Source organism: Hymenobacter siberiensis (assembly GCF_018967845.1).
Lineage (GTDB): Bacteria > Bacteroidota > Bacteroidia > Cytophagales > Hymenobacteraceae > Hymenobacter > Hymenobacter siberiensis.
The window spans coordinates 3,002,286-3,025,896 of the sequence record NZ_JAHLZZ010000001.1 but is presented as its reverse complement, the minus strand read 5'-3'; the positions used below and the strand labels follow the sequence as shown (position 1 = coordinate 3,025,896).

The window sequence follows — 23,611 nt, the reverse complement described above, 5'->3', positions numbered from 1 at the left end:
TTTTCAAGGGCGGGGCGGGTGGAAGTTTTTTCTCCTGTTGCTCACTAGTTGCCGCCCGCCTGGGTCCCGCCCGGCGGGGCCGGGGCGCGAGGCCCACCGATGTCCCTTCGCCGCTACGCCCACATCACCCTGCTCGCATTGGGCCTGCTCACGGCCCTGAGCGCGTTCTTCGTTGCCCAGCTGCGGTTCAACTACAATTTCAACGACTTCTACCCCGCCGGCGACCCCGACCTGGACTACTACCAGGGCTACACCCAGCGCTTCGGCAACGACAACGACTACCTGCTGCTGGGCGTGGAAGCCCCCGCCGGCCGCACCGTGTTCGACCCCGCTTTCCTGGCCCAGGTCGATTCCCTGACCCGCCTGGCCGCCCGGCAAAAGGATGTGCGGCACGTCACCTCTCCCACCACCCTGGCCAACACCGTAGTCGAGGGCCTCGGCGTGTTCAGCGTGCCCTACCTGCACCCCGAAACCTACCGCGCCGACCCCGCCCGCCGCGCCGCCGACTCTACCCTGATTTATCGCACGCCGGGCCTCATCGGTAACGTGTTCAGCCCCGATGCCCGCGCCCTGACGCTGGTGCTTCAGCTCACCCCCGACCTCGAAAAGCCGCCCGGCGACTCCCTCTTCACGGCCCTGCGCAGCGGCCTGGCCCGCCTGCACATTCCCGACGCGCAGGTGCATTTCGCGGGCCGCATAGTGGCCCAATCCGTGTTTGTGGATAGGCTGAAGTGGGAGCTGGTGGTGTTCATGTCGCTGTCGGTACTGCTCGTCACCGGGCTGCTCTGGCTCACGTTCCGAACGTGGTGGGGCGTGGTGCTGCCGCTGGTGGTGGTGCTGGGGGCCATTTTATGGGGCCTGGGCATCATGGCCGCATTCGGGGTCAGCATTGACTTGATGACGGCCCTGCTCCCGCTCATGCTCTTCGTGGTGGGCATGAGCGACACCATCCACATTATCAGCCGCTACGTGAGCGAGCTGGGCTACGGGGCCAGCAAGAGGGATGCCCTGCGCATCACCATCAAGGAATCAGGGTTTGGGTCGGGGCTATCGGCGCTCACCACCAGCCTGGGCTTTTTTACGCTGATGACCAGCACCATCCGGCCCATTCACAACTTCGGGCTGTTCACGGGCGTGGCCGTTATTCTGGCCTTCATCCTCAGCTTCACGCTGCTGCCGGCCATGCTGGTGCTGCTGGGGAAGCCCCAGTTGCGCGAGCCGCGCCGCCAGGGCCACAGCTGGGACGGCGTGCTCTCTCGCCTGTTCCGGCAGGTGCTGGTACGGCGGCGGCTGATTTTCACGGTGAGCGGGCTGGTGCTGGCGGTTTCCATCGGGCTGGCCACGCGGGTGCACATCAATTCCTCGCTGCTCGATGACCTTTCCAAGAGCGACCCTGTGCGGCAGGATTTTGCTTTTTTCGACCGGCAGTTTGCCGGCGTGCGGCCCTTTGAGCTGGAGCTGAAACCAGCCCCCGGCCGCGATATCTACGACCTGGCCGTGCTGCGCCAGACCGAGCAAATCGAAGGCTACCTGGCCAGTACCTACGGCCTGCGCTTCGCCGCCTCGCCCGTCACGCTGGTGAAATCAGTGCGGAAGGCCTTAAATGGTGGCGGCCTGGCCGAATACCGCCTCCCTACCGATACGCTCGAGCTGAAAAGCCTGCGCAGCAAGCTCCGCCAGTTCCGCAAAAAGCCTGAATTCAGCGCCCTGGCCCTACCCGATGGCTCGGCCGGCCGCCTCACCGGCCGCATGGCCGACGTGGGCAGCATCCGGGCCGATAAGCTGAACGCTGCCCTGCGCCGCTACCTGCGCACCAGCACCGACACCACCGTGCTACGCACCCGCCTCACGGGCTCGTCCAACCTTATCGACAAGAACAACGAGAACCTGACGCTCAACATGATTCAGGGCATGGCCATCGACATTGCCATGGTCACGCTCATTGTGCTGGCGCTGTTCAAATCCTTCCGCATGACCCTGGTGGTGCTCATTCCCAACCTGCTGCCCATCATCATCGTGGCCGGCGTGATGGGCCTGGCCGGCGTGAACATGAAGGTGAGCACGAGTATCATTTTCACCATCGCCTTCGGCATTGCGGTTGACGATACCATTCACTTTATCAGCAAGCTACGACTTACGCTGGGTAAGGAGCCGGATATTTTCAAGGCCGTGCGCTACACGTACCTGCTGGCCGGCAAAGCCGTTATCACCACCTCGCTGATTTTGGTGGGCGGGTTCTCCACGCTGCTGTTCTCGAAGTTCGACGGCACGTTCTACGTCGGCCTGCTCATTGGCCTCACGCTGCTCTTCGGCGTGGTGGCCGAGCTGACGCTCCTGCCCCTGCTGATACTGTATTTCTACAAGCGGCCGAAGGTGGCGACGGCAAAACAACCGCTACCGGACCTGCTTAATAGGTAACGCGGTGCTCATAAGTAGCACCCGGTGCCAGCCTGACGGTGTCGTGCACGGTCACCAATTGGCCGTTCACCTGCTTGTACGTTTTCAAGTCAACGGGCTGGTTGGCCGCTACCTCAATATCGGAAACAGGCAAATGATTGAAGGTAAACACCACGCCGTACGTGAAGCGACTGCCTCTCTGGTAACTGCCCGTTGCAAAGGAATACTCCCCCCAATAGTCCCCTATAATCTGCGCCGCGTTTGTGATGACGGGATGCACGAAGGCTTTGCGCGGCAGCAGCCAATTACTGATGATTGTCGTATCACGGCTTAGTTCAAGCCACGAGGCCCCTATCTGGTCGCGTCCCACCACGTATTTGCCAGCATCGGCTGAATAGACAATTTCAAAATATCCGTCTGTCAGTTCATCGTCCTGAAGATAGAAATTGAGCCGGTAATCGCCTTGGCCATTCGTGGTTGTGTGAGCCTTAGTGCGGGTTTTGGCCGAAAATGCGCCGGTCCACTTCACCCAGATTATCTGCACCGGGAGGCCGGCGATGGGTGCAGTCCGGTTATCGGTAGTGAAGCGGCCGCTAATGGTGGTACAGTGGTCATTGCAAGCAGGCTCCGCAATTTCATCTTTTTTGCAACCAGCACACAAAATGGCGGCGGCACATAGCAGCGAGGGGAAAGTGCGCTTCATAGGTTGCGGACGGTTGGCTTGCCTGTATGAAAAGGAATACTCAAAAATATGCGTAGGCCACATCATTCTCAAACCAATCCTTCACACAATCAGACTTTTCACACTTGTTTTTTAGTGGAGTTGTTTAGAAATACGATATGAATCACTTCGTAGCCCCCAATTCCATCGTGCGCCGCATCTGGGGTACGGCCGATACGGTGCTGTTCATCTTTGCCGGGGCAGCGGCCGAGTTCGCGCTCAACAAGGCCGTGGACTGGCTCTACTTCACCGGCCGCCTGCCCGCCGACCCGCTGGCGCGGCTCTTTTCCACGGTTGACTATGCCCGCCGCATCGTGTTTGCTGACCGGGCCGGGGCCGAGCGGGCCATCGACAGCATTGCCGCCATCCACGCGGCTGTGGAGGCGCGGCGCGGCCAGGCCATCCCGGCCTGGGCCTACCGCGACGTGCTGTTTATGCTCATCGGCTATTCCATGCGGGCGTTTGAAGTGCTGGAACGGCCCATGACCGATGCCGAGCGCGAGGAAATTGTGACGGTGTTCTACCGCGTGGGGCAGCGCATGGGCGTGCCCGATTTGCCCACATCCTACCCGGAATGGCGGGTGGCCCGCCAGCAGCACCTTGCCCGCGACACAGCCGCCAGCCACTACACAGCCGCCAGCCACTACACCGCCGACTTGTACGTGCAATACCGCAGGCACCTGGGCGGCCCGCGCTATCACCTGCTACGCCTGGTGCAGGGCCTGGTGGCACCGGCCGGAGTACGGCAGCTCTTGCAGCTGCCCGCCGGCTTTTATATAGCCCCAGCCGTGGCTTTCTACCGCCATACGCGGCACTGGCGGGTGAGCCAGTGGGCCCGGAATGCCATGCTGCCGGCGGCGTATCGGGCCCGGATTCAGGCCCTGGATGCCGCGCCGGTGGCGCTGGCCGAACCAGCGATGGCATTCCAACCCACCCGCCGCTGCCCGGTGCACTTAGCGACTATCCGACCAGGCGGGCTGCTGGCTGTTCGTCGGCAGCCCGCTCAAATGGTACGGCACCAGCCTTGTACCCAGCCCATGATTCGCATCCAAAAGCACTATTTATTGGTCGCCAGCTTATTATTCCTGCTGGAAATTCTTATCGCCCTGTTTGCACACGATAAAATCATCCGGCCGTACGCCGGCGATTTTCTGGCCACCATTTTTCTCTATTGTCTTGCCCGGGGCCTGCTTTCCGCCCCGCCGAAGAAAGTGGCGCTGGGCGTTCTGCTTATATCCTATTTGATTGAATCACTGCAATATGCAGTGCTGCCTGCCTGGCTGGGCTGGCAGCACTGGCGGCTGACACGCATCGTGCTGGGCAGCCATTTTGAGTGGGCCGACCTGCTGGCCTACACGCTGGGAATAGGGCTGATGCTGGGCATTGAGCGCCTAATCGGCCCAATCTGCCGGCAGAGACGGCGGCAGCCCGCCGCTTTGCCGCGCTAAAAAACACGAACACCGAAAAACTATCCCGTGTTGTGCCGACCATTAATGCGTTATTTTTACTCCAAAAATCAGCCTATGAAACCTTATTTTTCCGCCGTACTAACGCGCCTTTTCTTCATCACCCTGCTGGCCTCGGCTGGCTTGTTTACCACCGCGTGCAAGAAAGACGACCCCGCGATGAAGGACTACAGCGGCATCGACCAGGACATTATCACCCAATACCTGGCCACCAACAACATCACAACTGCTCAGAAACAGCCTTCCGGCGTGTACTTTCTGCCCATTAGAACGAATACGGCGGCACCCAAAGTCACCTCCGGCTCGTCGGTAGCGGTACTCTACACCGGCCATTTGCTGGATGCGGCCGGCACGGTGTTCGATGCTTCTTCCAAGCACAGCAACCCGCTGCTGACCTTCGTGCAAGGGGTTGGCCAAATTATCCCGGGCTTCGATGAGGGTGTTTCGTTGATGCACGTTGGAGATAAGGCGGAGTTCCTGATTCCTTCCGCGCGGGGCTATGGCTCGACGGAAAGGGGCAGCATTCCGGCAAACTCAGTACTGCGCTTCGAGGTGGAGGTAGTGGACGTACCGACGTACGATGACAACCTGATTAAGAGCTACCTGACTACCAAAAACATCACCACTGCTCAAAAACAGGCCTCCGGGCTCTACTTTTTGCCCGTTACGACCAACGCCAATGCGGTGCGGCCAGCCATTGGCAACACGGTAACGGTGCTCTATACCGGGCATTTGATGGATGCGACCGGCACGGTGTTCGACGCCTCTTCCCTCAACGGCAACACGCCGCTGAGCTTCACTTTTGGGCGCGGCCAGCTGATTACGGGCTTCGAAGAAGGCATTGCCCTGATGCACAAAGGCGACAAGGCCGAGCTGCTGCTGCCCTCGGCGCTGGCCTACGGGGTGCAGGGCGCTTCCACCATCGGGCCCAATACGGCCCTGCGCTTTGAGGTGGAAGTGGTAGACATCAAGTAATTCAGATTGCGGGGGTGAACGACAGCCTCAGTGGGGTCATTCACTCCCGCAATCTGGCGATAGAACGAAAAAAGAACGCGGAGCCGCGCTACCGCACCCGGGCCAGCAGGGCCGCGTGGTGGGGGGCGCGGCTCAGCATTTCCGCGTTGCCGAGCAGCACCAACTGCTGGCGGGCGCGGGTGAGGGCCACGTTGAGCTTGCGGTCGACCTGCCCGGTTTCGTCGGGCGACACCATGAGCTCCAGTTGGTGCTCGTGGTGGCAGCAGAAGCTCACGATGATGACCTCGCGCTGGCTGCCCTGGTAGCGCTCCACGGTATCGACGCTGATTTGGGCCAGGGCCGGCAGGCTCAACTCCACGGCCAGCTGGGCCAGCCGGGCCCGGATGCGCGCCGCCTGGTTGCGGTAGCTGGCGATGATGCCGAGCGTGGTTTCGGGGTTGAAAGCCAGGCCGTAGCCTTGGGCCACGTAGGCGGCGGCGCGAGCGGCCAGCTCGGCTTCCTGGGCCGATTCCTTCATGGACAAGTCCTCGGGCTGACGCAGGGTGGGTACAAAAACCACGCGTTGGCGGCGGAGCGCAGCGGTAAAATCATCGGCAGCGGCGGGCCAGGCGGCGCGGTCGAGCGGAGCGGCCTGCCAGGGCATTGGGCAACGCAGCTGGCCTTCATAAAAGTCCTGGTTGACGAGCACGGCCAGCTCTTCGTGCATCCGGTACTGGTCGGCGAGGGTGCCGTGGGCGTGCGGCCAGTGGGCTTCGGCCCGCCGGAACAGGCGCTCGAAGTAGGAATTGCGCAGGTTGGTGAGGCCGAGGTTTTCGCGCAGTAAATCGGCCACCTCGGCGGCTACGGCGCTGGTTTCGGGCTCCTGGGCCACCACGGCGGGCAGCTGGCGGTGGTCGCCAATCAGGATGAACTTCTTCACCTTGGCCAGCAGGGCCAGCATCGGCGATTCCAGCACCTGGCTGGCCTCGTCCACCACGGCCACATCGAACTGCTTGAGCATGAACAGCTCGGGCTTGCCCAGCAGGCTGGCCACCGTGCCCACGTAGAACGGCGTACCCGTGAGGCGGGCGCGCACGGTCTGGCGGCTGGCGCAGTCGGCAATCATGGCATCGAGCAGGTACGGCCGGTACTGCGGCGACGTGCCCAGCCGCGAGCCCACCCGAATAAACGGCAGGCCCGCATCGACCAGCTGCTCGCAGATTTCGTCCACGGCGCGGTTGGTATAGGCCGCCAGCAGCACCTGCTTATCTTCTTTGTAAAGTTTTTCGGCCAGCTCACGCAGCACACTGCGGGTTTTGCCAGTGCCGGGCGGGCCGCAGAGCACAAACCAGTCGGGCGCGGCCAGGGCGCGGGCCACCACTTCGGTGGCCGTGGTAGCGGGCGCGGCGGCGGGGTTCCAGTCCTCGGGCTCGCGCGGGCCGGTGCGGGCCAGCAGGCGCTTCCGCCGCTCGGGGCTCAGGCCAAGGAAGGACGAAAGGCCGGCCCATTCGCGCCGGAAGGTGTCGTAAGTATCGGGCTCCAGCGCCCAGTGCGAGTGGCCCAGCAGGTAGCGCGGGGCCATGCGGCGGTTGCGCACGCTGAGCACCACGCGGCCATCGGCCCCGAGGTCTTCGGCCAGCACGACTTTGACTACCTGAGCATCGAGAACCGTTAAGCTATTAGCTAATAGCTGCTGGCTATTAGCTTCGTTACCTAAGGAGCTAACAGCTTTTCTACGCGGGTAAAGAATGAGCGTATCACCGGCCCGGAAGTTTACTTCGCGGCCACCGGCGAGGCGTTGGAAAATGAGGTGCGGGCCGAGGCCGTTGCGGGCATCATCGGGGGCGCCGCTGTGGTCTTCGATGAGTTCCAAATCATCGAGCAGGCTGAAATTTTGATACTTGCGGGCCTGGGGCAGCAGCCAGAGGCCGGCCTGGCCGCCGGCATCGCCGGGGCGGGCTTCGTCGCCGAGCAGGGTGAGGCGCATTTCGCGGGCCGAAAAGCGGGCCAGCTCCAGGCAGTAGGCGCGCTCCACGGGGTCGGCGGCGGCCCAGGCGTTGGCTACTTTTTCGGCCTTGGCTTTGCCGAAGGACGGCAAGGCCATGAGGTTGGGGTGCAGCACGGGGGCCAGCAGCACGGCTGTTTGGCGGGGACCGGTGGCGCGGGCCAGCTGCAATTCGGTGCCCACGAGCTGGTTGCGGGCTGACAGCAGGCGGTCAATCAGGTCCTGGTCCTGGTCGACGCGGCGCACGGCGGGCTGGCCGCTGGCCGCGTTGGAGTACAAAATGCTGGTGCGGCCCCGGCCGGCCGTTTCCCCATCGGCCCCAAACACCGATTCGAGCAGCAAACGGTAGAGCTGGGCCTGGGCGGCGTGGTTGGTCCAGGGCTCGGCGTGGGGTACTTTGGTCGAGCTTTTGAGCTCAATGAGGTCGTAGCCGGTGCTGCTTTCGTGCAGCAAATCGAGCCGGCCCTGTAGGCCGTAGGTGGCCGACAGAAAGGTGGGTTCGAGGAAGCAGTCGGCCAGACGCAGGGGTTCCTGCTGGTAGCCGGTGCGGCTGGCGGCCACAAAGCCCAGGGCGCGGGTTTCGCGCAGGGTGCGGTGATGGCGGCGCAGGTCGTTCAGCAGCTCGGGCACGCCGGTGCGGGTCTGGAACTCGGGCAGCGTGCTGAGCGAGAGCGGTGCCGAGCGAAAAAGCCGGCCCTTAAAGAAGGCTTCCAGGTCGAAGTCCTTGGCTGTCAGCTGCTCATTATCAGCAGTAAGCTCGAATTGGGGAGCATCGACGGCTTCCGGCAAGGCGGTAGCACTATCGTGGCCGGCCAGCTTCGCCAGTCGCTCCAACTGCTGTTTGCGGGCAGCTTCTTCGTGCTTAATTCTTATTTCTTCATTCCTCCCCGCGTGGCTTACTTCCTCATCCAGCAGCAGGTTCACCAGGTTTCCGAGCACCAGCGGGCGCGAGGTTTCATCGGGCAAAAACGCATTCAGCAGCGCCCATTCGGGGATGGTGCCGTCGCGCTGGGCGCACTCGGCAATGGTGGTGACGCTGATGAGGTAGTCGGGTTCCAGCACCACGCGGCGGGCGCGCACGCTGCCATCGGCCAGCAGCACCGGGCCGATGAGGTGCAGCGTGGGATGCAGCGTGGCGGCCAGCAGCAGCACGTTTTCGTAGGCGGCGGGCAGCACCAGGCCGAAGGGGCCGGCGGGGCGGCCATCGGCGGGCGCGGCCATCTCGACGGTGAGGGTACCGGTGGCCAGGTCGGCGTGCAGCACCCGCACGCGCCAGGTAGTGCTGGCAGCAGCCTCGGGAATATGGGCAGCGGTGGCTATCTCAACGGTTTCGGCGGGCCCGTTGGCGGCTTCGGCCAGGGGCTGGGGTAGCGCGGGGCCGGCGTAGGCCGCACCGGTGAGGTGCAGCACCAGCGCCGCCACGGCTGCAAAGCCACTGGCGACTTCTGCGGGCGTACCGGGGTAGCTTTCGTGCACCACCAGGTTGGCGGCCAGGCGCAGGGCCTGGAGCTGCTGGCGCAGGGCGGCGGGCAGCTCGTGCGTGTAGGCGGCCTGACCGATGGCCTGGCTGAGGTCGATGAACGGGGACTCCCGGGCCTTGCAGTCGTCGCGCAGCACGGCTTCGAGCAGCTTGCGCAGCTTGGGGAGCTGGTCAGCGGGCGCAGCGGCGGGGTCGGCGGCCAGGGCGGCGAGGCGGGAGTAGTAGCGGGTGGGCATCGGGAGGTAGAGAATTTGCGGCCGGGCCTGTAAAAGTAGCGGTTTTCTGGGTCCGGCTGGCCCGCTGCGGGCCGGGTTAGCGGGCGGTGCTCAGGCCCACGGGCGCTGTCAGTGTGCCTTCCTCGTACATATTCAGATAGAGCTTGAGGGGCTGCTGCTGGCCTTTCCACGTCAGCGAATACACGTCGAGCTGGCCTTCGTTGTCGATGCCGACTTCGGCAATTTTGAAAGCGCAGCAACTGCCTTCATGCTCATACTTAAGCGTTTCGCCCCGGGGCCCGAGCAGGGCATTGAGGTAGCGCTGCTGGTTGCGCAGGCCGGCTTCGCGGCCGCCTCCCACCCGCACCGGGTTGTTTGCCGTAAAGCCGTAGGTTGCGTCCTGGCTAATGGCCTGAATCAGGAAGGGCAGTACGCCGCTGCCCCCTTTTTCGTACAGGCCCTGCGATACCGCGCCGCCGTAGGTGGGCGGCGTTTTTGGCCGGGCCGTTTCGCAGCTCCACAGGCTCAGCACCCCGAACATCAGGAGGCTACCTTTTATCATTTGTTGTTTTTTATTCATGCGTACGCACTTCTTTTCCTGGGTTGACAGTTTGCAAATATCCGCCGCCCGCCCCGTTTTTCGCGCCCTGGCCCTGAGTGGCGGGCTGCTGTGCGGGTTGGCCACGGCCGCCCAGACGCCAGCCATCACCGCCGATTCGCCCCTCCCCGGCCTGCTGGCCGAGCGTAAATCCCTGACCGACCGCTACCGCGAGGCCAGCGCCCAGCGCCATAGCCTGTTCGGCAACAAGCCCTCCAAAAAAGACCTCCAGGAAGTGGTGGATGCCCTGCAGGGCATCGTGGACAAGGACCAGCAGATTGTGGACGTGCTCAACCGCACTGCACAGGCGGCCCAGACCAATTCCGTGCGCCTGGCCGCCACCACTACCCACCTCGAAACCAGCTCGCGCGACGACCGCAACCTCACCGCCCAGCGCCTCTCGGAGCTCACCAACGAAACCGAAAACATGCGCCAGCGCGAAAAGCAGCAGCTGGCTAAAATGCGCGACCTCGAAGCCGAAGTAGCCGAGGCCAAGCAGGGCCATTTCGTGCGCGACGCCCTGATTGCGGGGCTGGCGCTGGCCTGCGTGGGCATGGTGGTGGCACTGCGCCGGCGCCGGTAGCCCAAGGTTTTTTGCGGGCCAGCGGGAAGTCTGCCCGCGTTGCGTGTTAGCCTACTACACTCGCCCAAAAACCTGCATGACTGTTCTCTACTGGCTGCGCAACGACCTGCGCCTGCACGACAATGAGGCGCTGGCCGCGCTACCGGCCGGCACCACCGCCCTACTGCCCGTGTATTGCTTCGACCCGGTATCGCTGGGTTCTGATGCCTACCTGGGCCTGCCACGCACCGGCTCGCACCGCCTAGCCTTCCTGCTCGAAACCCTGGCCGACCTGCGGCAGCGCTACGCCGCGCTGGGCTCCGCCATTCACTTCGCGGTGGGCCGCCCCGAAGAAGTGCTGCCCGCCTTAGCCCGGCAGCTGAACGCGGGGGCCGTGCACGCCAGCACCGAGCACACCACCGAGGAGGAAGAGGCCGAAGAAGCCCTTCGCGCCGCTCTTGGCCCGCAAGTGTCCCTGCGCTGTTTTGAAACCCTGACGCTGCTGCACCCCGATGACCTACCTATTCCCATTGGGCGGCTGCCGCTCTCGTTCAGCAAGTTTCGGTTTGATGTGGCTGCGAAAGTGCGGGTACGGCCGCCGCTGCCCGCACCGCGCCAGCTGCCACCATTGCCGTCGGGCTTCGTACCCACGCCGTTGCCCACTGCCGATGCGCTAGCCGCCGCGCTGGGCCTGCCGGCATCGGCGCGGCACCTGCCCGACCACCGCTCGGCCCTGCCCGCACTGGGCGGGGGCGAAACCGCCGGCCTGGCCCGCCTGCACGACTACGCGGTAGCGCGCCACCTCATTGGCCGCTACGATGACACACGGAATGAAATGCTGGGCGAGGCCTTCAGCACCAAGTTTTCGCCCTGGCTGGCCAACGGGAGCCTTTCGGCCCGCCAGATTTGGGCGGCCATTGATGGGTACGATGCCACCCACGGCGCGCGCAGCAAAGGAGCCATGCAGCTGCGGCTGGAGCTGCTGTGGCGCGACTACTTCCGCCTGCTGGCGCACCGCGCCGGGCCGGATTTCTTCCGTTGGCGCGGCCTGCGCGACCAGCTGCCCAAGCCCGCTCAGTCCGACAAAACCGTGTTTGCCAACTGGGCCGCCGGCCGTACCGGCAATGCCTTTGTGGATGCCAACATGCGCGAGCTGGCATCCACCGGCTTCATGAGCAACCGGGGACGGCAAAACGTGGCGAGCTACCTCATTCACGACCTGCACCAGGACTGGCGCTGGGGGGCGGCCTGGTTCGAGCACCAGCTCATCGACCACGACGCAGCTTCGAACTGGGGCAACTGGAAGTACATCGCCGGGACCGGCACCGACGTGCGCGACACGGCCTTCGACGTACCCCAGCAGGCCCGGCGCTACGACCCGCAGGGCCGTTACGTGCGCACTTGGCGCTTGTAGTGCGGACTGTTCGCCTGCACTACACCAAGGCGGCGCTACGCCCGGCCGTACCTTTGGCGCATGTCCGCAACGTTTCCTTTTCAACTAACGGCCGCCCCCGTGCCCGTTTCGCCCGAGTACCAAGTATTGATTTTTGCCGATGTGGGCGGGCTGGAGGACTATTACGCCCTATTTCAGCATTTCGGCTTCGGCGGTACGGCCGCTTCCTGGGCTGAGCACCTCGAAACCATCGTGGAAGAGCATTGCCCCGCCCTGCTCGATGAGATGGAGTTCACCGAAAGCGGCACCGCCTTCGTGGCCTACGTCAGCAGCCCGGCCCTGGCCGACCAGTTTCTGGCCTGCGTACTCCCCTATTTCGGCACGCTGCCGCAGCTGCGCAAGTACCTGAACCAGGCCGACCCGGACGACTTTTTTCAATAGCCTGAAGTAGGGCACGGGGTCGCACCTTACTACTTTTCCGCAAATTACTTCAACACGAGGAGCCTCGTTTGAAAAAAAGCCGCACCGCAGTGACAGAAGCACTAAAGCAATCTGTCACCGCAGCGCGGCGCTATCGTTCAGGTGGCATGTTCCTATAAACGTGTCACCGCTACGCGGCTGCGCAGCAATCAGGCCAGATTAATGCTTGGGCATCAATTCAGAAGCGCTGAGCTGGTACACGTCGGAACGGCGATTGCGCAGGTTTTGCACGCTGCCGCTGTGGCGGAGCTTGTCCAGAATCGACAGGTCCACGTCGGTTACCAGAATCATCTCGGTGTTGGGCGTGGCCTCGCTTTTCACGCCGGTGTTGGGAAAGGCGAAATCGCAGGGCGTGAGCACGGCCGACTGGGCGTATTGAATGTCCATGTTTTTCACGCGGGGCAGGTTGCCCACCGACCCGGCCATGGCCACGTAGCATTCATTTTCGATGGCCCGGGCCTGGGCGCAATGGCGCACCCGCGAGTAGGCCGTCTGGGTGTCGGTGAGGAATGGGATAAACAGGATGTTCATGCCTTGGTCCGCCAGCAGGCGGGCCAGCTCGGGAAACTCAGCGTCATAACAAATCAGCACGCCGATGGGGCCGCAGTCGGTTTCGAAGGTTTGCAGGCGCTTGCCGCCGGTCAGGGCCCAGTATTTGGCCTCGTTCGGCGTGACGTGGATTTTCTCGTAGCGCTCCGTCGAGCCGTTGCGACGGCAGAGGTAGCCAACGTTCATCAGCTTGCCGTCGGCGGCCACCTCAGGCATCGAGCCGGTGATGATGTTGATGTGATACTTCACGGCCAGCGCCGTGAAGCGGGCCAGAATTTCTTCGGAATAGCGGCTCAACTTGCGAATGGCATCTATTTCGGACAGCTCATTGGCCTCGGCCATCAGCGGGCCGTGGAAAAGCTCGGGGAACAGGGCAAAGTCGGCGCGGTAGGCCGCCAACGCATCCACGAAGTATTCTACCTGCTGAAACATGTCGTCGAGACCTTCATACAGGCGCATCTGCCACTGCACCAAGCCCAGGCGCACCTGGGTTTTGCGGGCCACGGCCTGCACCGGACTGGTGTCGTAGAGCATGTTGTCCCACTCCATGAGCAGGGCATAGTCGCCCGAGGCCGCGTCGCCGGGCAGGTAGCCCTTGAGCACCCGCACGGGGTGGAAGTCGTTGGCCAGTTGGAAATTCAGCGAAGGGTCCACGATTTCGCGGTCCTTCACCTTCTGCACGTACTGCTTGGGCGTGAGCGTATCCAAGTATTCGTGATAGCCCGGAATGCGGGCCCCGAAAGCAATAGAGCGCAGGTTGAGCCGCTCGCAGAGTTCCTTGCGGGCATCGTAGAGACGGCGGGCCAGCCGGCGGCCGCGCATGGCCGGCACCACGAATACCTCGATGCCGTAGAGCGTATCGCCGGCGGCGCTGTGGGTGCGGAAGGTGTAGTCGCCGGTCACGTCCTGAAAGGTGTGCACCTCGCCAAACTGGTCGTGCGTCACAATCAGGGCCAGGGCGGCGGCCACAATTTCCTCGTTCACCGTCACCACAAACTGGCCCTCGGGAAATAGGTCGACCAGTAGCTCAACCTGCTCACGCCGCCAGTAGCTCTGCATGCGCGGGTAGGCCAGCAGCATGGCGGCTTTCAGGGCTTCGTAGTCGGATTTGAGGAGGTGGCGTATCTCAATAAGTTCATTCATAAAGGGCAGTAAGGGGTAATTGCGGAGCTAACGGGCGGCCCTTGGGGCGGCTGTTGGCTCCGATTGGTAACGGAGTGGTCCTTCTATTCCTACGCAGGAAAATGAACGGTGGCCGGATTTGCGCCCAGCTCGCCGCCACCTTGGCCGCTGCGTTCACAAGCCCTGCTGCTGTCGTTGCGAGTGGGGCACTATTCACAACGCGGGCAGCACCAATCCTTTACCAGTCGCCCGCTTCCCAATCCGGGAAGTAGCAGTTATCTTTGCCAATAATTGCGTATCCTTAGCAAATCCACTCTCCGGACGTTCTGGGAAAAATATCCCGCCGCCGAACTCCCCTTGCGCACGTGGTTTAAGGATGTTTCGGCGGCCAATTGGGCCACACCCAACGACGTAAAAGCGCAGTATGGCACGGCCAGCATTATTGCCAACAATCGCCTCGTTTTCAACATAAAAGGCAACGATTTTCGGCTGATTGTCAAAATAAACTACGAATTCTCCGTCATCTACATTCGCTTTGTTGGCACTTATACCGAATACGACCATATTAATGCCGCAACTATATGAATACTATCAAACCCATCCGTACCGAAGCCGATTATCAGGCGGCCCTGGCCCGAGTTGATGCCATTTTCGATTCCAAGCCCGGCGACCCCACTGCAGACGAATTCGAAATTCTAATTACCCTCATTGAAGCCTACGAAGCCCAGCATCACCCCATCCCTGAGCCCGACCCCATCGAATACATCAAGTACAAGATGCAGGAACGCGGCCTGTTGCAACGCGATGTGGCCCAGTGGTTTGGGGGCGAAAACCGGGTGAGTGAGGTGCTAAACCGCAAGCGCAAGCTCACCGCCAAAATGATGAAGGCGCTACACGACAACCTGGGGATTTCGGCCGAAGTGCTGCTGGCAGCGGCTTAAGATGCTTCGGTAACAATTCGATTCAGAATTTCCATCAACTGCGGTCGGTATCTAGTCGTTATTCGCTCGAGTTTCTCATCTAACTTTTCCAGTTTATCCGGTGCCCAGGCAAGCCGCTCTTCCTCTATCGGAAGCTCTCTTATTCGGTCATAATAATCATTTACTATTTTCAGCTCATCAGTGGTCAGCGGGTTAATATCGCACCCTTTTAGCCAAAACAAGTTCTTCTCTAATCGTAAGATTCCCAACGACAAATCAACTTGTCCGGTAGTAATGGAGCGGGCTGTCGAAATAAACTTTCGTAATAAGCCAACTTCTTTTGGCGGGTTTTTGGCCATACAAATGTTATCATAAACCAACTCTGGGACGTACAGAACGCGGCCAAGTTAGCCGTCATGCCGCCCTTTTTCCGTTTGCGCTGTTATTGCGTCTTCAAAATAGCTATTCTCTCTTGTCCGATACCATCCCCACTTTCGCCCCCGTCGACCCTTACGCCATCGAAAAGGAACTGCGCCAGGTGCAGGCCCTTATGAAGCTGGAGCAGCAGGAAGACCTGGTGCAGTTCAAGCTCAAAAACGCCAAGGCCAGCATATCAGAGCGCCAGCAGCGCGGCCTCACCTGGTACCCCGTCACCATCACGCAGGAAGACATTGGTTTCGGCGGCAAGGTGGTGCTGGAGCTGGAACGGCCGGCTGGCCAACAGGGCCTTCACCTGTTTCAGGTGGGCAAGAATGCCGCTCTGTTTGGCAACGTACCCGGCCGCTCGGCCACCGACCGGCCCACGCTTAATGGCGTCATCATCAGCGTGCGACGCAACAAGCTGCGGCTCGCCACCACCAAGGAGGACCTACCCGATTGGGTGACCGAGGGCAATAAAATGGGCATCGACCTCACGTTTGATGAGGTGAGCTACCGCGAGATGGATTACGCCTTGGGCAAGGTGATGGGCGCCTACGGCGACCGCCTCGCCGAACTGCGTGACATCCTGCTGGGGGCCAAGGAAGCCCGTTTCCGCGAGGAAAAGGCCACCGACCTTTTCTACCCCAGCCCGCTGAATGAATCCCAGCTGGCCGCCGTGAAGCACGTTTTGGCGGCCAAGGACGTGGCCATCATCCACGGCCCACCCGGTACCGGCAAAACCACCACGCTGGTACAGGCCATTCTGGAAACCATCCGGCGCGAGCGGCGCGTCCTGGTGTGCGCACCCAGCAACACAGCCGTCGATTTGCTGACCGAAAAGCTGGCCGAGCGTGGCGTCAACGTCATTCGCATGGGCAACCCCTCGCGGGTTTCCGACTTGCTCTTGGAGCACACCCTGGATGCCCAGGTGATGAACCATAAGAGCTACAACGAGATGCGCTCGATGCGCCAGACCGCCGACCAGTACCGCGAAACCGCCAGCAAACACGTGCGCAACTTCGGCTACGAGGAGCAGCAGCAGCGCCGGATGCTGAAGGAGGAAGCGCGGATGCTTTTTCAGCAGGCCGACGACTTGGAGCGCTACATCACGGAAGATTTGTTGGAGTCGGTGCAGGTGATAACGTGCACGCTGGTGGGCGCCAGCAACCGCAATATCCGCCACCTGACCTACGAAACGGTGTTTATTGACGAGGCTGCCCAGGCGCTGGAGCCGGGCTGCTGGATTCCGATTTCCAAGGGCCAGCGCGTGATTCTGGCCGGCGACCACCACCAGCTGCCGCCCACCGTAAAGAGCGACAAGGCTGGGGCCCTGCGCGAAACGCTGTTCGAGAAGGCCATTAAGCGCCAGCCCGCCACCGCCCGAATGCTCACGGTGCAGTACCGCATGCACGAGCAAATCATGCAGTTCAGCTCCGACCAGTTCTACGACAGCCAGCTGGTGGCCTACGAAACCGTGGCCCACGCCGGCCTCGATGCCTACGACCTGCGCTTCGCCCCCGACCTGCCCGTGGAATTCCTCGACACGGCCGGCTTCGGCTTCCAGGAAATCACCATCCCCGAAAGCCGTTCCACCGCCAACCCCGAAGAAGCCGACCTGCTCCTCAAGCGCCTCGCGCAGTTGCTGGAACCCTACGACCCCGCCGACCACGAGGAAGACCCCCTCAGCATTGGCGTGATAGCCCCCTACCGTGCCCAAATCAACTATTTGAAGGACGCCATCGAGGAAAATGACGAGCTCAGCGGCTTCATGTTGCACCGCCAGCTCAGCGTGGGCACTGTAGACTCGTTCCAGGGCCAGGAGCGCGACATCATCGCCATCACCCTCACCCGCAGCAACAACCACGGCGAAATCGGCTTTCTGAGCGACATCCGCCGCATGAACGTGGGCATGACGCGGGCAAGGAAAAAGCTACTGCTCGTGGGCGATTCTTCGACGCTCAGTGCGAACCCATTTTTCAAGGCGCTGATTGAGTACGTGGAGAGCATTGGGGGGTACCGCACCGCCTGGGAGTTGCAGGAGTAACTTCGCGGGTCACCTCACCCCCGGCCCCTCACCTGCGGAGAGGAGAGCCTGACGAGGGTTAACAAAAAGAGCCAATTGCTAGACGCAATTGGCTCTTTTTCATTCAGGGTTGGTTAACAGCAGCACGGAACTGTCTCCCCTCTCCGCAGGAGAGGGGTTAGGGGTGAGGTGACGACTACGGCAAGTCAATCACCGACTCCGTGTGCGGCGCGTCCGACTTCGTATTCACAAAATGCTTCGCCGGGTTGTCGTAGTTTGAAATGTACAGGCGCTTGCCTTTGAGCAGCACCTCGGCGGACTGGTCGAGCTTGCCGCCGGTGCCGTCGGTATCGGAATTTTGGACCAGCGTCATCACGCTGTTATCCTTTAGGTTGATGACGAAGATGGCATTCTGGCGCGCGCCGGTTACGTAGGCTTTGTCGGTGGCGCGGTCAATCACGAAGCCGTCGATGCAGGTAATTTTGTCGCCGGTCAGTTGCACGGCTTCCTGCTTGGCGAAGATGCAGTCGGGCTTGAGGGTGACTTTGTAGAAGCTGCCGTCGCCGAAGGGACCGGTGTAGAGGTTGCCTTTGCTGTCGTAGTCGATGCCGTCGGCCCCGTTGTCCACGCCGGTTTCGTTCGTTGGTCGTGAACATGGCCAGTACGTGCGGGTCCTTGGTTTTGGGCTTGAGGTGCAGCGGGCCATTGGACCTTTTCAGCTCATCGAGGGTGAAGCGCAGGATGGCACTGCCCTTGTCGTTGCCGGGCATATCCCATTGGCTATCGGTGATATACAGCAAATTGCCCTTCCACACCAGGCCGTTGGATAGCGCGAAGCTGTCCACCACGGTTTCGATGTTGCCAGGCTTGCCGTTTTTCATGTTGATGCGCATAAGGCGCGACACGAATTTCTTGCTGTTTTCGTACTGGTTTTCGGTGTAGTACACGTTACCATCGGGGCCGAAAGCCAGGTCCATCGGGGCGGCTTTTTTGGTGATGGGCTCCAGGGGGAGGTTGGGGGCGAAAGGCTGGTAGGCATTGCCCACAATCTCGATAATGGCGGCTGGCTGGCTGGCTGTTATCGGCAATGTTGGGCACCGAGAGCAGGATGTGGCCGTCGGGGCTCCGGGCGAGGCCGTCGGGGGTGTTGTGCGTATCCGGCAGCGTGAAGAGCAGCTGCGGGCTGCCAATGGTGGGAATGGAGCCGGCGGGCACGCCCATGGTATCGGCAGAGGCCGTTTTCAGGGTCGCCGAATCGGTATTCACCACTGCTTCTTTGTTCACAGCCTGGTCCTGGATGGCCAGTGAGTTTGAATTATAACCGGCTAGCAACATACCGCTTAGTAGCAAGGAAACCAGTGGTTTATAAGTTTATTTAGGCATTGGAAAGGATTGAAATACGTTGGTTCGGTTATGAGAAATCGTGTTTAGTCGGTACGCACAGCGCCTGGGACAGGTTGTTGGCCGGAAACTATTGGCAGACTGGTACCAACCTAGAGCTGAGGTTAAAAACCACGCAGGCTAAACGCATACAGAACCCTTAGAGCGAGCAGCCGATAAATTGAACCGTCATGCGAAGCGCCGCCGAAACCTTACTCTAATAAGAAAGAATTACTTGCGCGGCAGACATGCTTCGACCTCGCTCAACATGACGTTTTTATTTTCCTGGATTTGCCCGCCGTTCCCGGCAGAACTCCCTTTCTTTGTGCATCAGCCGTCCGGGCTGGCGCTAACTTCTCCCCCATTCCCCAATTTAATCCCATGGCTGCCATCAGCGATAAAAAAGTCGTCACCATTACTTACGACCTCAGCGTAACCGACGAAAACCAGGAAAAAGTATTGGTCGAATCGGCCGAAGCCGACGCGCCCATGGTTTTTCTCTTCGGCCACAGCGGCCTGCCCGAAGAGTTTGAAACGCAGCTCGACGGCAAAAATCCGGGCGACTCCTTCGAGTTCAGCCTCACCCCCGAGCAGGCCTACGGCGAGTACGACGAGCAGGCGCTGGTCGAAATTCCCAAGGAAGTCTTCCTCATCGACGGCAAACTGGACGAGGAAATGCTCCAGCCCGGCAACTTTCTGCCCATGGCCGACAACGAAGGCAACCACATGCAGGCCAAGGTCATCAGCATCGGCGAAACCGCCGTGCAAATGGACTTCAACCACCCCCTGGCCGGCATGGTGATGCACTTTACCGGCAAAGTGGCCGACGTGCGCGACGCCACCGCCGATGAGCTGGCCCACGGCCACGCGCACGGCGAAGGCGGCCACCAGCACTAAGACCCTATCCAAATAGGGCGTCACGCAGAGCAGAGCGAAGCATGACGTGCTTTTTAGTGCCTATTTTGAATAGGCTCCAAGGCTATGTTGAGTTCTTCTAGAACGTCATGCTGCGCGCAATGCAGCATGACGTTCTGTTTTTCACCCGTCCAGCATTCCCGCTACATACTGCTGCAGCTCTGGAAAAAACGCCCGGAAGTCTGCTTCGTATTCCTCGTAATTAGCAACCAGCTCCGTGGCGGCCGTTTCCATGCCCGAGCCCGCTGAGGCCCGGCGGCTCAGGCCACTCAGGGCGCGGCTGATGCCTTCGGTTTCGGCATAGGTCAGCAGCCAGTTTTGCTGGGCCATGTAGGGAAAGAAGTGCTGCACGCGGGGCGGCATTTCGGCTTCGCGAGCGGCGAGCAGGGCATAGACGCGGCGGGTGAAATCGGGCAGGCTTTCGGCGGAGAACTCCCTGAAATTGCGGGCCAGTAAATGGTCCAGAAACATATCTGAAATCACCCCGGCATACTTGCCGTAGCCGGCGGCGCGCAGGCGCTGGGTGCTGCGGCGCACCACGGGATGCTGGTCAGTGAACGTGTCGATGGCCCGGTGCAGGCGGATGCCGATTTGCACGGCGGGCGGGTAGTTTTCGAACTGGCGGCCGGGCACCGAATCGGCGATGAAGTTGCCAAGCAGCACATCGGCATACGGGGCCGAACCGGGCGCGCCGGAGAGAAAAAGATGGGCCAGAAAGTTCATTGTGGCAGGAAGGTACGGGCGGGGCCAGAGTTTTATTCAACCCCGGCCCTCTGGCTGACGTAAACCAATATGCCGCCGGCCCAGTTTGGGCACGGCCTATTCTTTCACCTTCCCAACAACCTCCCCCATGTCCGATAAGTCGCCCGTAACCCACGACCTGACCCAGCTATTCGGTAAAATCAAAGAAGTGCGCATGGCTATGCTCACCACCACCGACGAGCACGGCAACCTCCACAGCCGCCCCATGGCCACCATCAACCCCGGCAAAGACGAGGCCCTGTATTTTCTCACCGATGTGAATTCGGCCAAAGTGTACGAGGTAAAGAAAGACAGCCAGGTAAACCTGAGCTACTCCAACCCCGAAAGCAACGTGTACGCCTCCGTTTCGGGCAAGGCCAATGCCTACCGCGACGAAGCAAAAATTGCCGAGCTCTGGAGCGAGCCGTTGCGCGCCTGGTTCCCCAAGGGCAAAGAAGACCCCAGCATCAGCATCCTGAAAGTGACCATTGACAAGGCAGAATACTGGGATTCGCCCAGCAGCATCTTGTCTCGCGCCTACGGCTACGTGCGGGCAATAGTGACCGGCGAAGGCAGCAAGGACGACGACGTGAACCAGCACGCCCAGGTGCAGGTGAAGTAAGTTTGAAGCTGTGATTCTTAAAGGCCGGAAGCAATTTCGGCCTTTTTTTGTTAACTCAATTACAAGGAAGCCCCCCTCTACATGCAGAGTTTTTTTGCTATTCTGATTTCCTCAGCCCTGTTTTCTTTGGGGTTAAGTATTGCGGATAAAGCTAAAGAACAAGGCTTTTGGCTGGGTACCAGTGTTGATAATACAAGCCAATCCTTCCGAGACTTTTTCAAATAGAAGGTTGTAAGAAGGTGGTCAATCGGAGCTTTAGTTATCGGCACAACCGGTTTGATTTTATCCTTTTAAGCTTACCTCACTTTGCACACCACCCTTACCGTTTTCACGCTAAAACCCGGCCATCGGCGCTGGGGCCTGGCCCAGATGGGCACCTCGCCCCCCACCCTGAAAAAGGTACCGGGCCTGAAGTTCTTCAAGCTGCTGGGCAGCGGGGCCGCCAACGGCTTCGGCGTGTGGCCCAACTTCGACCGCTACGGCTTCATGGCTGTATGGCAAGATGTGGCTTCGGCCGCCGCATTTTTCAGTCGCCACCCACTGTGGGCGGCCTACCAGCAGCGCAGCGCCGAACAGTGGACCGTGCGCCTTGCCCCCATCAAAGCCCAGGGCCTCTGGGACGGCCAAAACCCTTTTGAATACAGCTCCAATACCCTTTCAGCCCCGGCCGATACGCCCATAGCCGTGCTGACCCGGGCCAGCATTCGCTGGCGCAAAACCCCACGCTTCTGGAAATTCGTAGAGCCCACCAGTGCGGCGCTGGCCCACGCGGTTGGCGTGCGCGCCGCCATCGGGCTGGGCGAATTGCCACTGGTGCGGCAGGCCACGTTCAGCGTGTGGGAATCGGCCAAAGCCATGCGGGAATATGCCTATAAAGACGCCACGCACCGCGAGGCAATCAAGCTTACGCGCCGCGAAAACTGGTACGCTGAGGAGCTGTTTGCCCGCTTCCAGGTGCTGAGCAGCGAGGGCACCCTCGATGGCCGGGAGCCACTGGCAGGCCTGCTGGCGGCCCCGGGCTAGTCGCTCAAATTATAGCGGTGCAGCCAGGCGCGGCCGTTGGCCGTGAGCTCGGGGTGCGGGTCGGCTTCTATCTGCACTCCGGCCGGCCGCGAAGTAAGCCGCTCGCCGGGGCCCGTGTACCAGGTTACGTCGCCCGGCGTGGCCCCCGGGGTAGTGATGACCTGGTTGCGGCCCGCCCCATCATAGAAGTGCACGGCAATGCCCTGCGGCAAGGTGCCGCGCAGCTCAAATACGTCGTCGCCGCCCAGGCCGTACAGATCGAGCCGGGGGGTGATTTTACGGTTGTAGGTGCGCTCCACCACGAGGCTATCAGGCCGGCCGGGGCGCCGGGCCAGCAGCTGCACGCGCAGGCTGCCGCCGGCTTCGCTCAGAATAAAGCGCTCGGCCTGGTCGGTGCCAATCAGCCAGGCCTGCTTGTTCAATAGCGCGTAATACTGCTGGGCCACGGCGGGCAGCTGCTCGCGCCGGGCGCGCAGCATGGGCACAAACCGCGCCGCCAGGCGGGCCCGCGTTTCCGGCGGCCCCGCGTTGAAGGCCCGCACCAGCGCCGCATCGCTCAGGCTGGCCCGCACGGAATCGGCCACTTCCCGAAAGTCATTCGCGCTCAAGCTGGTGAGCAGGGTGCGGTCGAGGGCACGGGCAGTGGTGGTCAGGCCATCCACGTTTTCCAGGCCAATGGTGGCCCGGAAGGTCTGGTATTTGGGCGCAAACCACGACACCAGCCGCGTCACTAGCCCGTCATCAAACAGAAAAAAAGCCTGGTCGCGGTCGCGCGGCACGGGCCGATAAGCCACCCGGCCAGCCTGCGAAAACGTGGCCCAGCGCCACTGGTCTTCGCGGCGGCTCCAGTCGCCCACCAGCAAGTCGAGCAGGCGGGCGCGGAGGAAGGCGCGGGCGGGCACATGGGCACCGGGCCAGCGGCGCAGGGCAGCCAGCATATGCGCCGAATTTACCACGCGGAGCGAATGGCCGAAGCTGGCCACCAGGCGCTGGTCGCCGTCGGGCCGCTCCTCAAACAGGTAAAGCGCATTGGCATAGGCGGCTTTAAACTTGCCCAGGCCGGCATCTGGCCCCACGAATACCAGGCGCGGGTTGGCGTGCAGCACCCCGGCCGCCTCGGCCAGCTGGGCAGCCGGATACGCCCCGAAGGGCTGCGTGGCGCTGGTCTGGTCCTTGAGCAGGCCGCGCAGCAGGTTTCTTTTCCAGCCGGGGCTGAGCGCGGCACTCATATCCTTGTCCACGGAGCGTAGCACGTACTCCCGACCGTCGGGCGCGTGCAGGCGCAGGGTGTGGCTCTGGTAGCTGCCGCCTGCCTGCATGGGCACCAGGCCGCCGGGCACGGCGGTGGCCAGCCGCAGCACCGGCACCGTAACCGGCGTGGCCCAGATGCTGCGGTAGTGGGTGCCAAAGAAGAACTGCCAGGCAGTACTGCGGGCGTATTGCGGCCCGGCGGCCATGCGCACCGTGGTCGAGTCGGTGCTCCATCGCGGAGCGGCCCCGGCCGGGGCCGTGTGCTCGGCGCAGCTTGCTAAGAGCACGGCTGCCGCCCCGGTGCACCAGCCCCGCGCCCACGGTTTCCATTCAGCAGTCAAGCCCGGCATAAGCAGCAGTTTTCCAAAACCAGG

Annotated in this window: 21 protein-coding genes; 12 read left to right on the top strand and 9 right to left on the bottom strand. The window is 61.7% G+C overall.

Annotation, left to right across the window (positions count from 1 at the left end; translation table 11 throughout):
- The first annotated feature begins 99 nt into the window (after positions 1 to 99).
- On the top strand, positions 100 to 2,418 hold the full coding sequence (locus KQ661_RS13155) for an efflux RND transporter permease subunit (RefSeq protein ID WP_216727234.1): 2,319 nt from the start codon (positions 100 to 102) through the stop codon (positions 2,416 to 2,418).
- Here the strand turns inward: KQ661_RS13155 and KQ661_RS13150 are convergent.
- A complete protein-coding gene (locus KQ661_RS13150) occupies positions 2,408 to 3,100 on the bottom strand; it encodes a hypothetical protein (protein ID WP_216726174.1) in 693 nt (230 codons plus the stop codon). The genes KQ661_RS13155 and KQ661_RS13150 overlap by 11 nt on opposite strands.
- A gap of 137 nt (positions 3,101 to 3,237) precedes the next feature.
- Between KQ661_RS13150 and KQ661_RS22885 the strand changes: the two genes are divergently transcribed.
- Together KQ661_RS22885 and KQ661_RS13140 are read left to right on the top strand one after the other, a co-directional pair.
- The gene (locus tag KQ661_RS22885) at positions 3,238 to 4,566 is read left to right on the top strand and encodes a DUF2809 domain-containing protein (protein WP_216727233.1); all 1,329 of its coding nucleotides are present in this window, start codon (positions 3,238 to 3,240) and stop codon (positions 4,564 to 4,566) included.
- A 75-nt stretch (positions 4,567 to 4,641) separates the two neighbouring features.
- Positions 4,642 to 5,559, top strand: a complete 918-nt coding sequence (locus tag KQ661_RS13140; RefSeq protein WP_216688767.1) for an FKBP-type peptidyl-prolyl cis-trans isomerase — start codon at positions 4,642 to 4,644, stop codon at positions 5,557 to 5,559.
- Positions 5,560 to 5,647: 88 nt separating this feature from the next.
- Here the strand turns inward: KQ661_RS13140 and KQ661_RS13135 are convergent, their stop codons facing one another.
- Positions 5,648 to 9,259, bottom strand: coding sequence for a DEAD/DEAH box helicase (locus KQ661_RS13135; protein ID WP_216727232.1), 3,612 nt, complete (start codon positions 9,257 to 9,259; stop codon positions 5,648 to 5,650).
- A gap of 76 nt (positions 9,260 to 9,335) precedes the next feature.
- On the bottom strand, positions 9,336 to 9,800 hold the full coding sequence (locus KQ661_RS13130; protein ID WP_216688765.1) for a hypothetical protein: 465 nt from the start codon (positions 9,798 to 9,800) through the stop codon (positions 9,336 to 9,338).
- Positions 9,801 to 9,849: 49 nt separating this feature from the next.
- Here KQ661_RS13130 and KQ661_RS13125 point away from each other — a divergent pair, with 49 nt between their 5' ends.
- The 3 genes from KQ661_RS13125 to KQ661_RS13115 all read left to right on the top strand — a co-directional run bounded on the left by KQ661_RS13125 (position 9,850) and on the right by KQ661_RS13115 (position 12,232).
- The gene (locus KQ661_RS13125) at positions 9,850 to 10,419 is read left to right on the top strand and encodes a hypothetical protein (protein ID WP_216688764.1); all 570 of its coding nucleotides are present in this window, start codon (positions 9,850 to 9,852) and stop codon (positions 10,417 to 10,419) included.
- A gap of 76 nt (positions 10,420 to 10,495) precedes the next feature.
- A complete protein-coding gene (locus KQ661_RS13120; RefSeq protein ID WP_216688763.1) occupies positions 10,496 to 11,812 on the top strand; it encodes a DASH family cryptochrome in 1,317 nt (438 codons plus the stop codon).
- Positions 11,813 to 11,872: 60 nt separating this feature from the next.
- Positions 11,873 to 12,232, top strand: a complete 360-nt coding sequence (locus KQ661_RS13115; protein WP_216727231.1) for a hypothetical protein — start codon at positions 11,873 to 11,875, stop codon at positions 12,230 to 12,232.
- Positions 12,233 to 12,430: 198 nt separating this feature from the next.
- Here the strand turns inward: KQ661_RS13115 and KQ661_RS13110 are convergent, their stop codons facing one another.
- Positions 12,431 to 13,963, bottom strand: a complete 1,533-nt coding sequence (locus tag KQ661_RS13110) for a carbon-nitrogen hydrolase family protein (protein ID WP_216726169.1) — start codon at positions 13,961 to 13,963, stop codon at positions 12,431 to 12,433.
- Between the two features lie 270 nt (positions 13,964 to 14,233).
- Between KQ661_RS13110 and KQ661_RS13105 the strand changes: the two genes are divergently transcribed.
- Positions 14,234 to 14,527 (top strand): type II toxin-antitoxin system HigB family toxin, encoded by a 294-nt coding sequence (locus tag KQ661_RS13105; protein ID WP_216726168.1) that lies wholly within the window; start codon positions 14,234 to 14,236, stop codon positions 14,525 to 14,527.
- Entirely contained in the window at positions 14,524 to 14,883 is a 360-nt protein-coding gene (locus KQ661_RS13100) for a helix-turn-helix domain-containing protein (RefSeq protein ID WP_216688759.1), read from the top strand. The genes KQ661_RS13105 and KQ661_RS13100 overlap by 4 nt, the downstream gene beginning before the upstream one ends.
- Here the strand turns inward: KQ661_RS13100 and KQ661_RS13095 are convergent.
- The gene (locus KQ661_RS13095; RefSeq protein ID WP_216726167.1) at positions 14,880 to 15,221 is read right to left on the bottom strand and encodes a DUF2489 domain-containing protein; all 342 of its coding nucleotides are present in this window, start codon (positions 15,219 to 15,221) and stop codon (positions 14,880 to 14,882) included. The genes KQ661_RS13100 and KQ661_RS13095 overlap by 4 nt on opposite strands.
- Positions 15,222 to 15,334: 113 nt before the next feature.
- Between KQ661_RS13095 and KQ661_RS13090 the strand changes: the two genes are divergently transcribed.
- Positions 15,335 to 17,326 (top strand): AAA domain-containing protein, encoded by a 1,992-nt coding sequence (locus KQ661_RS13090; RefSeq protein ID WP_235726973.1) that lies wholly within the window; start codon positions 15,335 to 15,337, stop codon positions 17,324 to 17,326.
- A 175-nt stretch (positions 17,327 to 17,501) separates the two neighbouring features.
- On the opposite strand, the gene KQ661_RS13085 is transcribed toward KQ661_RS13090, so the two are convergent.
- Complete coding sequence (locus tag KQ661_RS13085; protein WP_216727230.1) at positions 17,502 to 17,933, bottom strand: hypothetical protein; 432 nt, start codon at positions 17,931 to 17,933, stop codon at positions 17,502 to 17,504.
- A gap of 320 nt (positions 17,934 to 18,253) precedes the next feature.
- Positions 18,254 to 18,640, bottom strand: a complete 387-nt coding sequence (locus KQ661_RS13080) for a hypothetical protein (RefSeq protein WP_216727229.1) — start codon at positions 18,638 to 18,640, stop codon at positions 18,254 to 18,256.
- 426 nt (positions 18,641 to 19,066) lie between these two features.
- Between KQ661_RS13080 and KQ661_RS13075 the strand changes: the two genes are divergently transcribed.
- Positions 19,067 to 19,582: an FKBP-type peptidyl-prolyl cis-trans isomerase gene (locus tag KQ661_RS13075; protein WP_216688755.1), complete on the top strand. Its 516-nt coding sequence runs from the start codon at positions 19,067 to 19,069 to the stop codon at positions 19,580 to 19,582.
- Between the two features lie 141 nt (positions 19,583 to 19,723).
- Here the strand turns inward: KQ661_RS13075 and KQ661_RS13070 are convergent, their stop codons facing one another.
- Positions 19,724 to 20,323: an acyl carrier protein phosphodiesterase gene (locus KQ661_RS13070; RefSeq protein ID WP_216726166.1), complete on the bottom strand. Its 600-nt coding sequence runs from the start codon at positions 20,321 to 20,323 to the stop codon at positions 19,724 to 19,726.
- 127 nt (positions 20,324 to 20,450) lie between these two features.
- Here KQ661_RS13070 and KQ661_RS13065 point away from each other — a divergent pair, with 127 nt between their 5' ends.
- Positions 20,451 to 20,963 carry a pyridoxamine 5'-phosphate oxidase family protein gene (locus KQ661_RS13065; RefSeq protein WP_216688753.1) on the top strand — a complete coding sequence of 171 codons (513 nt, stop codon included), beginning with the start codon at positions 20,451 to 20,453 and terminating at the stop codon, positions 20,961 to 20,963.
- 306 nt (positions 20,964 to 21,269) lie between these two features.
- A complete protein-coding gene (locus KQ661_RS13060) occupies positions 21,270 to 21,986 on the top strand; it encodes a spheroidene monooxygenase (RefSeq protein ID WP_216726165.1) in 717 nt (238 codons plus the stop codon).
- Here KQ661_RS13060 and KQ661_RS13055 read toward each other — a convergent pair.
- Positions 21,983 to 23,524 carry a hypothetical protein gene (locus KQ661_RS13055; RefSeq protein WP_216726164.1) on the bottom strand — a complete coding sequence of 514 codons (1,542 nt, stop codon included), beginning with the start codon at positions 23,522 to 23,524 and terminating at the stop codon, positions 21,983 to 21,985. The two genes, KQ661_RS13060 and KQ661_RS13055, sit on opposite strands and share 4 nt — an antisense overlap.
- Positions 23,525 to 23,611: the final 87 nt, after the last annotated feature.

Excerpts from the sequence above, each read along its gene's own strand:
- KQ661_RS13155 (WP_216727234.1), top strand. The coding sequence starts at position 100 with ATGTCCCTTCGCCGCTACGCCCACATCACCCTGCTCGCATTGGGCCTG.
- KQ661_RS13150 (WP_216726174.1), bottom strand. The coding sequence starts at position 3,100 with ATGAAGCGCACTTTCCCCTCGCTGCTATGTGCCGCCGCCATTTTGTGT.
- KQ661_RS22885 (WP_216727233.1), top strand. The coding sequence starts at position 3,238 with ATGAATCACTTCGTAGCCCCCAATTCCATCGTGCGCCGCATCTGGGGT.
- KQ661_RS13140 (WP_216688767.1), top strand. The coding sequence starts at position 4,642 with ATGAAACCTTATTTTTCCGCCGTACTAACGCGCCTTTTCTTCATCACC.
- KQ661_RS13135 (WP_216727232.1), bottom strand. The coding sequence starts at position 9,259 with ATGCCCACCCGCTACTACTCCCGCCTCGCCGCCCTGGCCGCCGACCCC.
- KQ661_RS13130 (WP_216688765.1), bottom strand. The coding sequence starts at position 9,800 with ATGATAAAAGGTAGCCTCCTGATGTTCGGGGTGCTGAGCCTGTGGAGC.
- KQ661_RS13120 (WP_216688763.1), top strand. The coding sequence starts at position 10,496 with ATGACTGTTCTCTACTGGCTGCGCAACGACCTGCGCCTGCACGACAAT.
- KQ661_RS13115 (WP_216727231.1), top strand. The coding sequence starts at position 11,873 with ATGTCCGCAACGTTTCCTTTTCAACTAACGGCCGCCCCCGTGCCCGTT.
- KQ661_RS13110 (WP_216726169.1), bottom strand. The coding sequence starts at position 13,963 with ATGAATGAACTTATTGAGATACGCCACCTCCTCAAATCCGACTACGAA.
- KQ661_RS13100 (WP_216688759.1), top strand. The coding sequence starts at position 14,524 with ATGAATACTATCAAACCCATCCGTACCGAAGCCGATTATCAGGCGGCC.
- KQ661_RS13095 (WP_216726167.1), bottom strand. The coding sequence starts at position 15,221 with ATGGCCAAAAACCCGCCAAAAGAAGTTGGCTTATTACGAAAGTTTATT.
- KQ661_RS13080 (WP_216727229.1), bottom strand. The coding sequence starts at position 18,640 with ATGTTGCTAGCCGGTTATAATTCAAACTCACTGGCCATCCAGGACCAG.
- KQ661_RS13075 (WP_216688755.1), top strand. The coding sequence starts at position 19,067 with ATGGCTGCCATCAGCGATAAAAAAGTCGTCACCATTACTTACGACCTC.
- KQ661_RS13070 (WP_216726166.1), bottom strand. The coding sequence starts at position 20,323 with ATGAACTTTCTGGCCCATCTTTTTCTCTCCGGCGCGCCCGGTTCGGCC.
- KQ661_RS13065 (WP_216688753.1), top strand. The coding sequence starts at position 20,451 with ATGTCCGATAAGTCGCCCGTAACCCACGACCTGACCCAGCTATTCGGT.